The sequence below is a fragment of the Luteimicrobium subarcticum genome, assembly GCF_002798015.1.
GTDB classification, from domain to species: domain Bacteria; phylum Actinomycetota; class Actinomycetes; order Actinomycetales; family Cellulomonadaceae; genus Luteimicrobium; species Luteimicrobium subarcticum.
Genome location: NZ_PGTZ01000006.1, coordinates 500,704 through 514,535, shown reverse-complemented (window position 1 = coordinate 514,535; position 13,832 = coordinate 500,704). Strand labels below are relative to the sequence as shown.

General features: G+C 75.7%; 9 protein-coding genes. 4 read left to right on the top strand and 5 right to left on the bottom strand.

Annotation, left to right across the window (positions count from 1 at the left end):
- The first annotated feature begins 3 nt into the window (after positions 1-3).
- Positions 4-678 (top strand): GTP pyrophosphokinase, encoded by a 675-nt coding sequence (locus CLV34_RS02985; RefSeq protein ID WP_100348724.1) that lies wholly within the window; start codon positions 4-6, stop codon positions 676-678.
- On the opposite strand, the gene CLV34_RS02980 is transcribed toward CLV34_RS02985, so the two are convergent.
- From CLV34_RS02980 to CLV34_RS02970, 3 genes are all read right to left on the bottom strand, one after another.
- Positions 620-2,053 carry a uracil-xanthine permease family protein gene (locus CLV34_RS02980; RefSeq protein WP_100348723.1) on the bottom strand — a complete coding sequence of 478 codons (1,434 nt, stop codon included), beginning with the start codon at positions 2,051-2,053 and terminating at the stop codon, positions 620-622. The two genes, CLV34_RS02985 and CLV34_RS02980, sit on opposite strands and share 59 nt — an antisense overlap.
- A gap of 116 nt (positions 2,054-2,169) precedes the next feature.
- A complete protein-coding gene (locus CLV34_RS02975) occupies positions 2,170-2,949 on the bottom strand; it encodes an SH3 domain-containing protein (protein ID WP_170044551.1) in 780 nt (259 codons plus the stop codon).
- A gap of 124 nt (positions 2,950-3,073) precedes the next feature.
- Positions 3,074-4,810 (bottom strand): DEAD/DEAH box helicase, encoded by a 1,737-nt coding sequence (locus CLV34_RS02970; RefSeq protein ID WP_425436165.1) that lies wholly within the window; start codon positions 4,808-4,810, stop codon positions 3,074-3,076.
- A 249-nt stretch (positions 4,811-5,059) separates the two neighbouring features.
- Here CLV34_RS02970 and CLV34_RS02965 point away from each other — a divergent pair, with 249 nt between their 5' ends.
- Complete coding sequence (locus CLV34_RS02965; RefSeq protein WP_157803675.1) at positions 5,060-5,701, top strand: ferritin-like fold-containing protein; 642 nt, start codon at positions 5,060-5,062, stop codon at positions 5,699-5,701.
- A 49-nt stretch (positions 5,702-5,750) separates the two neighbouring features.
- Here the strand turns inward: CLV34_RS02965 and CLV34_RS02960 are convergent, their stop codons facing one another.
- Positions 5,751-5,975, bottom strand: a complete 225-nt coding sequence (locus CLV34_RS02960) for a DUF3107 domain-containing protein (protein WP_100348720.1) — start codon at positions 5,973-5,975, stop codon at positions 5,751-5,753.
- 154 nt (positions 5,976-6,129) lie between these two features.
- Positions 6,130-6,807, bottom strand: coding sequence for a TetR/AcrR family transcriptional regulator (locus CLV34_RS02955; protein ID WP_100348719.1), 678 nt, complete (start codon positions 6,805-6,807; stop codon positions 6,130-6,132).
- Positions 6,808-6,943: 136 nt separating this feature from the next.
- Here CLV34_RS02955 and CLV34_RS02950 point away from each other — a divergent pair, with 136 nt between their 5' ends.
- A complete protein-coding gene (locus CLV34_RS02950; protein ID WP_245858938.1) occupies positions 6,944-10,327 on the top strand; it encodes a UrvD/REP family ATP-dependent DNA helicase in 3,384 nt (1,127 codons plus the stop codon).
- Positions 10,324-13,809 (top strand): ATP-dependent helicase, encoded by a 3,486-nt coding sequence (locus CLV34_RS02945; RefSeq protein ID WP_100348718.1) that lies wholly within the window; start codon positions 10,324-10,326, stop codon positions 13,807-13,809. Before CLV34_RS02950 ends, CLV34_RS02945 begins: the two co-directional genes overlap by 4 nt.
- The last annotated feature ends 23 nt before the right edge of the window (positions 13,810-13,832 follow it).

Genomic DNA, 13,832 nt, shown 5'->3' with positions numbered 1-13,832 from the left:
ACCATGACCGACGCGACGCACGACGGGAAGGGCACGCTGCCGGGCGGCCTCGACCCCGAGCGGTTCGACGAGCTCCAGCGGATGCTGCTGATCTACAAGTTCGGCATCGACGAGGTCGTCACCAAGGTCGAGGTGCTGCGCGAGGAGATGCGCGAGCTGCACGCCGACAACCCCATCGAGCACCTCGGGTCGCGGCTCAAGTCGCCGCGGTCGATCGTCGCGAAGGCCCGGCGCAAGGGCATCCCCCTGACGCGCGCCGCCCTCAACGAGCAGATGTTCGACATCGCGGGCGTCCGGATCACGTGCGCGTTCGGGTCGGACATCTACCGCGTGCGCGACATGCTGCTCGCGCAGCCCGACCTCACGCTCGTCGACGAGCGCGACTACATCACGCACCCCAAGTCGAACGGGTACAAGAGCCTGCACCTCATCCTGCGGGTGCCGGTGTTCCTGTCCGACCGGGTGGAGTCCGTGGTCGTCGAGGTGCAGCTGCGCACCATCGCCATGGACTTCTGGGCGAGCCTCGAGCACAAGATCTACTACAAGTACGACAAGGAGGTCCCGCAGCACATCACGGACGCGCTGAAGCTCGCCGCGGAGGTCGCCTCCACGCTCGACGTCACGATGGAGCGGATCCGGGACGAGGTGGCGCAGACCCCGGACGACGCTCCGGGCTGACGTCGGGCACCGACGCCGGGCTCGCGGGCTCCTGACCCGTGCCACGGACGCGCTCGACCCAGCGCAGCAGGTGGAACACGACGAGCGCGGCCGCCGTGCCCAGCGCGATCCCCGTGAAGACGAGGTCGCCGACCTTCCAGGTGAAGTCCGCGATGCCGATCACGAGGGGCACGGCAGCGGTCGCGAGGTTCACGGGGTCGCCGAAGTCGACCCGGTTCTGCACCCAGATGCGCGCACCGAGGATGCCGATCATGCCGTAGAGCATCGTCGTCGCGCCGCCGAGGACGCCCGCGGGGATGGTCGCGACGAGCACCCCGAACTTCGGGCACAGCGACAGGAACAGCGCGGCCACCGCCGCGACCCAGTACGCCGCCGTGGAGTAGATCCGCGTCGCGGCCATGACGCCGATGTTCTCGGCGTACGTCGTGGTCCCCGAGCCGCCGCCCGTCCCCGCGAGCGTGGTGGCGAGGCCGTCCGCGAGCAGCGCCCGCCCGATCAGCGGGTCGAGGTCGCGGCCCGTCATCGTGGACACCGACTTCACGTGGCCGACGTTCTCGGCGATGAGCACCAGCACCACCGGGACGAACAGGCCGACCACGGACCACGAGAACGAGGGGCTCGTGAACGTCGGGAAGCCCACCCACGCTGCGGCGTCGACGCTGCGGGTCGGGTCGTCCGGGGCGGCCGGGTCGTTGAACACCACGGTGCCGAACGTCGACCAGCCGAGCACGTTCCCGCACAGCCACGTCGCCGCGTACCCGACGAGCACCCCCACGAGGATCGACAACCGCCCCAGGATGCCGCGGAAGAACACGCTCGTGAGCAGGATCGCGGCGAGCGTCACGACGGCCGCCGACGGAGCCAACCGGAAGTTGTTCCACGCCGCGGGCGCGAGGTTGAGACCGATGAGCGCGACGATGGTGCCCGTGATCACCGGTGGCATGAGCCGGTTGATCCACCCGGCGCCGGCCACCTGCACCACCACGCCGACCGCCGTGAGCACCAGGCCCGTCAGCAGGATCCCGCCGACCGCCACGCTCTTCCCGTCCGAGCCCGTCGCGGCGAGGATCGGCGCGATGAACGCGAAGCTCGAGCCCAGGTAGCTCGGCAGCCGGTTCCCCGTCACCACCAGGAACAGGGCCGTCCCCACGGCCGAGAAGAACAGCGTCGTCGCGGGCGAGAAGCCCGTGAGGATCGGGACGATGAACGTCGACCCGAACATCGCGACGACGTGCTGGAGCCCGATCCCGACGGTCCGCGGCCAGGTCAGCCGCTCGTCCGGTGCGACGACACCCCCCGGGGAGGGGCTGCGTCCGTCGCCGTGGACGGTCCACCGTGCGAGGCGGGCGTGCTGGTCGGGGGTGGTCGTGGGCATGCACGTCTCCCGCGGGTCGTCCGGGGCTCAGGTCACGGGGATTCTCGCACCGTCGGCGGCGGGCCGCCCGACGTCCCCGGGGGTCGCGCCCCGGCAGGTCTCGTCCTGCGCTCCGGTCAGGAGCAGCGGCCCGCGTGGATCGCGCGCGCCTTCGCCGCGTCGGACGCCGTGTACCCGTAGTAGGCCTCGGGCGCGTTGGCGTAGAGCCGCGAGTAGGCGTCCGCGACGTGCTCGATCCGGGACCCGGCCACCCGCGGCAGCGCGGTGCCGCACCGGCGCCGGATCATGTCGTGCGCGACCTCGTGGCGCGCCGTGACGTCGGTGCGCGACCGGCCCAGGCTCGGGGGCGACATCGTGCTGTAGTGACGCATCCACGCGGCGACCCGGATCCGTCCCGGGTGCGCGAGCTCGTAGCACCCGAGGACGCCGCCCTGCGCGGGGCTCGTGGTCAGGCGACCGCAGGCGGACGTCGTCGAGTAGAGGACCGTCGCCACGCCGTACGCGTGCGCCACCCGGTCCGCCAGGCGGGGCGCGGGCGGCGGGGCGTGCACCGCGAGGTGGGCGGTGGGCAGCCACCCGTACCCCGTCCCGCGCTGGATCCGGGACCAGCCGTGCGTCGAACCGACGACCTTCACCCGCGTGCCGCGGGTGAAGGTCCCCACCACGCGCGCGGTGCTCGACGGGCTGCTCCGGACCCAGAGCCGCAGCGGGAGGACGTACCGGTAGGTCGTGACGGCCACGACGGCCGACGCACGCAGCTCCGGTCCGTGGACGACGCTCGGCGGGCCCACCGCGTCCGTCGGCGGCGCGGGCGCCTGGCACGCGCCGAACAGCCCTGCGACCACCACCGCCCCTGCCGCGAGCACGGACCGGCGCGGTCGTCGTCGACCTGGCATCGTCGATGTCATCGTCGTCACCCCCGCGGTCGATTCGACCACCGGTGCGGGGTGAACGCCCGCCGAGCGTGACGAGAGGGGCGCACCCCGCGGGGTGCGCCCCTCTCGTCACGGGTCGGTGTGCTCAGGCCTCCGAGGTGCCCTGGGCGCCGTCGGTGGCGCCGCCACCGGCACCGCCGCTGCGACGGCGACGGCGACGCCGGCGCGCCGGTGCCTGCTCGCCCGCGGCCGACGTGGTGGGTGCCGCGCCGGCGTCCTGCGTGGTCCCGCTGTGGCCGTCTCCTCCGGTCGCGGGGCGCGTCTGCGGGTGCTGGTGCGACCCGTCGCGGTCACCGCCGGAGCGGGTGCCGCTCGAGCGACCGCCGCCGGACCGGGTGCCGCCCGACCGACCGCCGCCGGAAGGACCGCCGTCGTGACCGCTGCGGGACCCGGACGGACGTCCCGACGTGCGCTTGCCCGTCTCGCCGAGGTCCTCCAGGCGCTCCGCGTCGAGCCCGGCGCGGACCTGCTGCGCCTTCGGCAGGCGGCCCTTCGTGCCGGCGGGGATGTCGAGGTCCGTGTACAGGTGCTCGGACGACGAGTACGTCTCGACCGGGGCGGGGACGCCGAGCCCGAGCGCCTTGTCGATGAGGCTCCAGCGCGGGACGTCGTCCCAGTCGACGAACGTGACCGCGGTGCCGCGGTTGCCGGCACGGCCGGTGCGGCCCGTGCGGTGCAGGTACGTCTTCTCGTCCTCGGGGCACTGGTAGTTGACGACGTGGGTCACGTCGTCGACGTCGATGCCGCGCGCCGCGACGTCCGTCGCGACGAGCACGTCGACCTTGCCCGAGCGGAACGCGCGCAGCGCCTGCTCGCGCGATCCCTGACCGAGGTCGCCGTGGATGGCCGCCGCGGCGAACCCGCGCTCGACCAGCTCGTCCGAGACCTTCGCCGCCGTGCGCTTGGTGCGCGTGAACACGATCGTCAGACCGCGCTGGTCGGCCTGCAGGATGCGGGCGAGCATCTCGACCTTGTCGAGTGCGTGCGCGCGGTAGACGACCTGCTTGATGTTCTTGACGGTGGCGCCGGCGTCGTCGGGGTCGTTGGCCCGGATGTGCGTCGGCTGCGTCATGTAGCGGCGGGCCATCGCGACGACCGCGCCCGGCATCGTCGCCGAGAAGAGCATGGTGTGCCGGTTGGCGGGCGTCGCCGAGATGATGCGCTCCACGTCCGGGAGGAACCCGAGGTCGAGCATCTCGTCAGCCTCGTCGAGCACCACGGTGGTGGCGCGCGACAGGTCGAGGTGCCGCTGCTTGATGAGGTCGACGACGCGTCCGGGCGTGCCGACGACGACCTCGACGCCGCGCTGGAGCGCCTCGATCTGCGGCTCGTACGCGCGGCCGCCGTAGAGCTGGAGGACGCGGACGCTGCGGCGGGTCGACGCCTTCTGGAGGTCGCCGGCGACCTGCACCGCCAGCTCGCGCGTCGGGACGACGACGATGGCCTGCGGCTTGCCGGCGTCGGGCTTCGTGTCCCAGCCGGGCTCGCCGGGGGACACGACGTGCTCGAGCAGCGGCACGCCGAACCCGAAGGTCTTGCCGGTACCGGTCTTCGCCTGGCCGATGATGTCGTGCCGCGCCATCGCGACGGGCAGCGTCATCGCCTGGATCGGGAAGGGGTGGACGATGCCCGCGTCGGCGAGCGAGCCCGCGATCTCGGGGCGGACGCCGAAGTCGGCGAACGTCTGGGTGGGGGCCTCGTCCGTCGCGGGGACGTCGAGCGTCTCGGCCGCGTCGACGGTCACGTCGGCGGCGCTGTCGACGGTCACGTCGGCGGGCTCGGGGGTGGTCTGGGGAGTCTCGGTCGTCACGTCGGTCGTCACGGTTCCTCGTCGGGTCGGGCTCGCGCCGCGGACGCGTCCGCCGGCACCGAGATGTCCTCGGCCGGGCGGCAGGCTCCGGGGGCGCACGAGCGCCACGGGCGGCAGCCGATCGCGCGATGCGGGGACGGGACGTCGGCCACGTGCGACGTGGTCGACCCGTCGGGGTCGAAGCTGGTCGAGCGGGAAGCAGGACGACCGGGCAACCGTTGTACGCCCCCAGTCTACCCGCGGCGTCCCTATGCTGGGGGGATGTCGTCCGCCGCGCCCCCCGACAGGTCGACCGGCGAGCACGCCGACGCGTGCGAGCTGCTCGCACTCGTCGCGGTGTTCGAGCTCGACGACGTCGGCCGTTTCGGGCGGGACGCCGCGGAGGCGTTCGACGCCGTCCCGCGCCTCGCGCTCGCGCGGCGCGCCGCAGCGGCGATGGCGCGCTGCGAGGCGACGCTCGCCCACCTCGTCGAGCTGGGCGGCGACCCCGCCCCCGCGATGCGCGACTACGAGGGCGTGTTCGACGTCTTCGACGCGCGCACCGAGCCCGGCGGCTGGGAGGAGGACGTCCTGCGCGAGCACCTGGGCCGGTCGATCGCCGAGGACTTCTGCGCGCTGTGCTCCGCGTCGCTCGACGACGGGACGCGGTCCGTCGTGGGGGCCGTCCGGCACGACCCGGCGTCCGCCGACGCGGTGCGCGACGCCGCGGCGCGGGACACCGTCCTCGCCGCGCGGCTGTCGCTGTGGGGGCGGCGCGTCGCCGGTGAGGCGCTCGTCCTCGTGCAGGAGCTCCTCGCGGACCACCCCGCGCTCGGCCGCCTGGCCGGTGACCGGGCCGAGGTGTCGCGAGTGCTCACCGAGAACCACGCGTCGCGCATGCGGGACCTCGGGCTCACGCCGTAGCGGCGCTCGCGCGTCCGGCCGTCGGCGTGCGACGGCCGGACGCGCGACGTCAGAGCGTGCCGAAGCCGACCCGGCGCGTCTCCTCGGTGCCGATCTCGACGTAGCCGACGGACTCCGCCGGCACGACGTAGCGGCGTCCCCGGGAGTCCTGGAGCTCGAGCGTGGACCCGCCCTGGAGCGCCTTCGACACCGTCTTGGCGACCTCTTCCGCCGTCTGCTCGGTCTCGATGACCAGCTCGCGCGGCAGGTGCTTCACACCGATCGTGACTTCCACCTCAGCTCCCTCCGGCGGCACCGCCGCCTGCCGCGGGTGCGACGCGATCGGTGCCTCTCCTGCCGGAATCCTAGAGCGCCGCACGGTCCGGCAGGCCTCTTGGCGGCGGTGATCCGCTGAGCGCTGAAACGACGCGCGGGCGGTGGACGCCGTGTCAGGCCGAGGCGGTCTGCGGCGGGTCGGCCGTCACGACGAGGTCGCGCAGGCCGCCCCACGTGAAGCTCGCGAGCAGGTCGGCGACCTCGTCGGCCGCGCGCCGGCCGAGCTCGTCGTCCGCGGCCTCGGCGAGCGTGCGGACGATCTCGGCGGCTGCCGTCCGGGCGACGCCCGTGAAGGTCCGACCCAGCACCTCGGCCTGCTGCCGGCTCATGCCCGACAGGTGGACCAGGACGTCGGCGAACGAGCACGCGATCGTCACGTCGGGCCGCATGACGCGGGCGCGGACGGTGTCGTCGCGCGTGACGTCCGACTCGAACAGCAGCGACGCGGCACGGCCGGACGTGAGCGCGAACGTCGCGTAGGCGTCGACCACCGCACGCACGACCGTCTGCCCGGGGACGTCCTCGAGCGCACGGGCCGGCGCGAGCGCCTCCTCGACCTCGCGGACCAGGTGGTCGGCGCACGCGTCGACCACGGCGAGGTAGAGGTCCAGCTTGGACGGGAAGTGGCGGTAGAGGACCGGCTTCGACACGCCGGCGCGGTCGGCGATGTCGTCCATCGAGATGTGGTGGTAACCGTGCTCCGCGAAGAGCTCGGTGGCGATGCCGAGGAGCTGGGCGCGCCGCGAGGCACGCGGGAGCCGGCGCCGCGGCGCCGTCAGGGTGTCGGCCATCAGGACCTCCGATCGTTCGCTGCGATCGTAGGGTCGCGTCCATCTGGTGACCAGGGTGATATCGGCAGCCGAGACGACTGGTCTCGACCTGTTCACCGCGCGGCCGGTTGTCGGACCCGTCTGGTGGGATCTTCCCGTGACCCCCGCCGTCCGCCTCCTGGCCCCCGTCGCGCACGCCGCGCGCGACCTCGTCCTCGACCCCTCGCAGGCGGACGTCGTGGATGCCGCCGCGCGCCTCTCGCCCGGCGCCGCCCTCCTCGTCACCGGCGCCCCGGGCACCGGTCGCACCACCGTGGCCGTCGAGGTCGCCGCCGACGCGCTCGTCCGGGGCGTCGCACCGCACCGCGTCCTGCTCCTGTCCGCCACCCGTCGTGGCGCGGCGACGGTCCGCGACGTCCTCACGGCGCGCGCCGGACGCACCCTGTCCGCCCCGCTCGTGCGGACCGTCGCGTCCGTCGCGTTCGCGGTGCTCGCTGCCCGTGCGGACGCGCTCGACGAGCCCGCGCCCATGCTCGTGTCCGGGCCCGAGCAGGACCTCCTGCTCGCCGAGCTGCTCGCCGGGCACGTCGCCGGCGAGGGCGCACCGCTCGACCTGCCCGAGGGGCTCCCGCCGGAGGTGCTGGGGCTGCGCGGGTTCCGTCAGGAGCTTCGCGACCTGCTCATGCGCGCCGCCGAGCACGACCTCGGACCGGCGCGGCTCGCCGCCCTCGGCGCGGCCAAGGACCGCCCGGAGTGGGTGCTCGCCGCACAGCTCTACGACGAGTACCAGGCCGTGACCGCGCTCGGTGCGGGCACGCCCGACCGCGGCGCCCGGTTCGACCCCGCCGTCGTGGTCGCCGAGGCCGCCGAGACGCTGCGCGCCTGGGACGACGAGCTGCCCGGCACCCCGCGCCCCCGGTGGGACCTCGTGGTGGTCGACGACTACCAGGAGGCCACCGCCGCGACGGCGACGCTCCTCGGGGTGCTGCGCGACGACGGCGCCCGCCTCGTCCTGCTCGGCGACCCCGACGTCGCCGTCCAGGGCTTCCGCGGCGCCGACCCGTCGCTCGTCGGCCGGGCGTCCGCGCCGCTGTCCGCCGAGCCCGGAGCCCTCGGCGCCGAGACCCTCGTGCTCGGGACCGTCCACCGCGGCGGCCCGGCGCTGCGGGACGTCGTGCGGCGCGTCACCTCCGCCGTGCCCACGCTCGGGGCGGCCGCTCATCGGCGAGCGGCCGTCGCGAGCTCGTCCGGCGACGACCCCGCCGGCGACGACCCCGCCGCCGACGACCCCGCCGCCGACGACCCTGCGCGCGGCCCGTCTGCCGACAGCTCGGGCGCTGAGAGCGTCGAGGTCGCCACGTTCGTGTCCGGGGCCGACGAGGTCGCCTACGTGGCGCGCGCCCTGCGCGAGGAGCACCTGCTGCGTGGCACGTCGTGGGACCGCATGGCGGTCGTCGCGCGGGCCGGCGGACAGCTCGCCGCGCTGCGCCGCGGGCTGCTCGCCGCGTCCGTGCCGGTCGCGCTGCTCGGCTCGGACGTCCCGCTGCGCGACGAGCCCGCCGTGCGTCCCCTGCTCGCCGCCGTGGGCCTCGCGCTCACGGGCGACGCCGCGCCGGACACGCCCGACGAGCTGGGCGTCGACGCGGTCGAGGACCGGCCGGAGGACGCGGCAGGGGACGCGGACAGCGCCGCGGACGAGCGCGCCCTCGTCGTCGCGGAGCTCTTCACGTCGCCGGTCGGTGGCCTCGACGTCGTCGGGCTGCGGCGCCTGCGCCGCGCGCTGCGCGCCGAGGAACGGGCCGGCGGCGGCGGACGAGCGTCGGACGCGCTCCTCGTGGAGGTCGCGCTCGACCCCGCCCGGACGGCCACGCTGCCGCCCACCGTCCGCGCGCAGGCGGCTGCGGTGGCCCGCGTGGTCGCCGCCGCCCGCACGGCGCTGCACGCCCCGGGCGCCGACCCGCAGACCGTGCTCTGGGCCGCGTGGGCCGCGTCGGGGCTCGCCGCCCGGTGGCAGCGGACCGCGCTCGAGGGCGGCGCCGCGGGCGCCCGCGCCGACCGTGACCTCGACGCCGTGCTCGCCCTGTTCCGCGCCGCCGAGACGTTCGTGGACCGGCTGCCGCAGGCGTCCGTCGCGAGCTTCCTCGAGCACCTCGCGTCGCAGGACCTGCCGGCCGACACCCTCGCCGCCCAGGGATCGGGCGCCGGGTCGGTCTCGGCGCTCACGCCCGCCGGCGCCGCCGGCGGGGAGTGGGACGTCGTCGTCGTGACCGGCGTCCAGGACGGCGTGTGGCCCGACCTGCGGCTGCGCGACTCGCTGCTCGGCTCGCAGGCGCTCGTGGAGGTCCTGGCCCGGCGCGACGTCAGCGGGTCGCCCGACGGCGCCCAGGCACGCCGCGCCGTGCTCGCGGACGAGCTGCGGGCGTTCGCCGTCGCGGTCTCGCGGGCGCGGCGGCGGCTCCTCGTGACCGCCGTCGACGACCCCGACGAGCGTCCCTCGGTGTTCTGCGACCTGGTCGTCCCGCCGCCGCCGGTCCCGGACGGCGACGGCGCGGACCCCGCACCTGCGCGCGTGCCCGTCCGGCCCGGGGCGCCGCTCGACCTGCGGGGTCTCGTCGCGACGGCGCGCCGCCGTGCCGTCGCCGACCCTGACTCGCCGGAGGGAGCCGCCGCGGTGCGTCTCGTCGCGGACCTCGCCCGCGAGGGGGTCCGCGGCGCGGGGCCGCAGGACTGGTACGGCGCGTCGGACGTGTCGTCGCAGGCGCCCCTCGTCGAGGGCGACGAGCGCGTCCGGGTCTCGCCGTCGAAGGTCGAGACCGTGCGTGCGTGCGCGCTGCGGTGGGCGCTCGAGAGCGTGGGCGGCACCGCCCCGGACGCCACCCACCAGACCCTCGGCACCCTCGTCCACGCGATCGCGGAGGCGCTCCCGTCGGGCCGGCACCACGAGCTCGCCGACGAGCTGCGCCGCCGGTTCCCCGAGCTCGGGCTGCGGCCCGGCTGGCCGACCACCCAGACGCGCCGCCGCGCGGACGAGATGGTGCGCCGGCTCGCCGAGTACGTGGCGGGCCGCGAGGTCCTCGCGGTCGAGACGTCGTTCGAGGTCGAGGTGGGGGAGCGCGCGGTGCTGCGCGGCACGGTCGACCGGGTCGAGGCGGGTCCCCGCCCCGGGACGGTCGAGGTGGTCGACCTCAAGACCGGGGCGAGCGCCCCGCCCCAGAAGGACATGCCCGAGCACCCGCAGCTGGGGGCCTACCAGGTCGCCGTCGACCTGGGCGCTCTCGACGGCGCGGCCGGCGTCCCGGACGGCGCGGTGTCCTCCGCAGCCCGGCTGGTCTACGTGGGCGGGGCCACGAAGGGCGCGGCGGAGCGCACCCAGGCCGGCCTCGACGAGGACGGTCGCGCCGAGTGGGTGGCCGTGGTCGACGAGGTCGCGCGCACGATGTCCGGGTCGGCGTTCGAGGCCCGTGAGAACAAGCTCTGCCGGACGTGCGCCTCGGTGCGCTCGTGCCCGGTCCAGCCCGAGGGACGACAGGTGGTCGCGTGACGCAGGAGGCAACCCGGCCGCCCGGGACGACGGCGCGCGACGGCGTGGCACGGGCCGAGCCCGCCGAGTACGGCGCGCTGCGCATCGCCGAGATCCTCCGCAAGCCGCCGCCCACCCCGGAGCAGGTGGAGGTCATCGAGGCGGAGCCCGACCAGCCGCTCCTCGTCGTGGCGGGCGCGGGGTCGGGCAAGACCGAGACCATGGCGTCGCGCGTCGTGTGGCTCGTCGCCAACGGTCACGTCCGCCCCGAGGAGGTCCTGGGCCTGACGTTCACGCGCAAGGCCGCGGGCGAGCTCGCGGAGCGGGTGCAGCAGCGCCTCACGGTGTTCGCCGCGCGCACGGACGCCGGGTCGGGGGCGCTGACGGTGCTCGACCGGCCCGTCGTGTCCACGTACAACGCGTACGCGGCCGGGCTGGTGGCCGACCACGGGCTGCGGCTCGGGGTCGAACCGGGTTCCCGGCTGCTCAGCGAGGCGAGCCAGTGGCAGGTCGCCGCCGAGGTCGTCGAGGCGTGGGCCGGCGACCTCGATACGGACGCCGCGTTCGCGACGGTCGTCGACGCGGTGCGCAGCCTGGCCGGCAACCTGGCGGAGCACCTGCTGGCCCCCGCCGATGCCCGCGAGCGTCTCGAGACGCTCGCCCGGCGGATCGCGGCGGTGCCGCTGGGGCGCCGGCCCGCGCACTACGCGGACGTCGAGCGGATCCTCGCGAGCCTCGGGGAGCGTGCGCGCCTGCTCGACCTGGTCGCCGCGTACGGGGAGCGCAAGCGTGCCCTGGAGGCGATGGACTTCGGTGACCAGGTCGCGGTGGCGGCGCGCCTCGCTCGCGACGTCCCCGTGGTGGGCCGGCTCGAGCGGAGCAAGTACCGGGCGGTCCTCCTGGACGAGTACCAGGACACGTCCCACGCCCAGGTCGAGCTCCTCGCCGCGTTGTTCGGGGACGGGCACCCGGTCACGGCGGTCGGCGACCCGCACCAGTCGATCTACGGCTGGCGCGGCGCGAGCGCCGGCGGCATCGGGCGGTTCCCGGACCGCTTCCGGCGCGCGCTCGACCACGGCGCGGCGGGCGGCCGCGCGAGGGTGCTGAGCCTGCGCACGTCCTGGCGCAACGACGACGCGATCCTCGGAGCGGCCAACCGCACCGCGGCGCCCCTGCGGGTGACGTCGACGGTGGACGTGGAGGCGCTCGTCGCCCGGCCCGGCGCCGGTCGGGGTGTCGTCACGGCCTGGTTCGCCGCGACGGAGGCCGAGGAGGCCGAGCACGTCGCGACGGTGATCGAGGCCGCCCGCGCCGCCCACGGACCGGGCGAACGGCCCCCGTCGACTGCGGTGCTGTGCCGGGCGAGGCGGCAGTTCGCCGTGGTCGAGGCGGCGCTGCGCCGACGCGGGCTGCCGGTCGAGGTCGTGGGGCTGGGGGGTCTGCTCACGACGCCCGAGGTCGTCGACCTCGTCGCGTTCCTGCAGGTCGTGCACGACCCGTCGCGGGGTGACGCGCTGGTCCGTCTGCTCACGGGACCGCGCGTGAACCTCGGCGCGGCAGACCTCGCCGCCCTCGCGGGCCGTGCCCGCGACCTCGCGGCCGCGGACGAGCGGCGTGCGCACCTCCATGCCGGGGAGACCATGCCCGACAGCATGCCCGACACCGCGCCCGACACCGCGCACGACGACTCGGTCGTCGTCGAGGGTGACGTCGTCGACCACCGGTCGATCGTCGACGCGCTCGACGACCTGCCGGCCCCCGGCGCTGCGTCACGCGACGGCCGGGTCCTCACCGCGGCGGCGCACACGCGGCTCACCGCGCTCGCCGCCGACCTGCGGGCCGTGCGCGCGCACACGTACCTCTCGCTGCCCGAGCTCGTGACCTTCGCGGAGCGGTCGCTCGGCCTGGACGTCGAGGTCGACGTGGCGGCGGCCTTGTTCGCCGCGGGCGCGCTCGGCGCGACGGAGCTGGGCCGCGAGCACCTCGACGCGTTCCGCGACGTCGCCGTCGGTTTCGCGCAGTCGGCGGACGCGCCGACCCTCGGTGGCTTCCTCGCGTGGCTCAAGGCCGCGCACGACGAGGAGCGCGGGCTCGAGCTGCCGCTGCGCGAGGTCGACCGGGACGCCGTCCAGGTCATCACGGTGCACGGCTCGAAGGGCCTGGAGTGGGACGTGGTGGCGGTTCCGGGGCTCGTCCAGGGAACGTTCCCGTCCGTCCGCACCGACGCCGACGGAGACCCCGTCGACAACGGCTGGCTCTGGGACCGCGGCGCACTGCCGTACCCGCTGCGGGGCGACGCGCACGACCTGCCCCACCTCGCGCACGAGGACGCCGAGAACCCGCAGGAGCTCCGTGACGCCGTGAAGGCGTTCCAGCGCGACGCGGGCGCCCACCAGCTCGCGGAGGAGCGGCGGCTCGCGTACGTCGCGTTCACCCGCGCGCGCCGCGAGCTGCACCTGTCGGGTTCGTGGTGGCGCGGCGAGCGGGCGCAGCCGACGCAGCCGTCGGTGTTCCTCGAGGAGCTCGCGGCCGACGGGCTCGTGGACCGGTCCGCCTGGTCGGACCAGCCGGAGGACAACCCGCTCGCCGACCGGACGGCCACCTCTGTGTGGCCCGCCGAGGCGTCGGCGTCGGTGTCTCCCGCGCGGGCCGCGGTGCAGGCGGCGGCCGACGCGGTGCGCGACGCGCTGGAGTCGGGGGCGACGGTCCTCGGCGTTCCCGGTACCGACGGACCGACCGACGACGCGGCTGGTGCCGACGCCCCGGTCGACGACCTCGTGGCCCTCGCCCGCCTGCTGCTCGCGGAGCGGGCCGACCAGGACGGTGCACGGGCGGAGGTCGCGTTCCCGGCGCACGTCTCCGCGTCCGGTCTCGTCGCGCTCGCGGCCGACCGCGACGCGTTCGCGCTGGCGCGCCGCCGCCCCGTCCCGAAGGAGCCGTCGCGTCACGCCCGGCGAGGCACACGGTTCCACGCCTGGGTCGAGCGCTACTACGGCGAGCCGGCGCTCCTGGACGTCGAGGAGCTGTGGAGCGCGGACGACCTGCTGGTCGGACCGGAGGCGCCGGACCCGGAGGACGGCGGCCCGTGGTCGGGCGCGCGCGGCGCGGTCGTCGACGACGAGCTCGAGGCGCTCCGGGCGACGTTCCTCGCGTCGCCGTGGGCGGAGCGGGTGCCGCTCGCGATCGAGGCGGACGTCGAGACACCGGTCGCCGGGGTGGTGGTGCGGTGCCGTATCGACGCCGTGTTCCCGCAGACCGGCCCGGACGGCGAGCCAGGGGCCGTGGTCGTCGACTGGAAGACGGGCCGCGCGCCCCGCGACGCGGAGGCGCGGCAGGCGCGGGAGGTGCAGCTCGCCGCGTACCGGCTCGCGTGGTCGCGCTGGTCGGGGCTGCCGGTGGAGCGGGTCTCGGCGGCGTTCTACTACGTCGCGGACGGCACGGAGGAACGCCCGGCCGACATGCTCGACCTCGCAGGGCTGGAGGCGCTCGTCCGCGGCGCGTGACCGGCGGCGCGTGACGGAGGCGG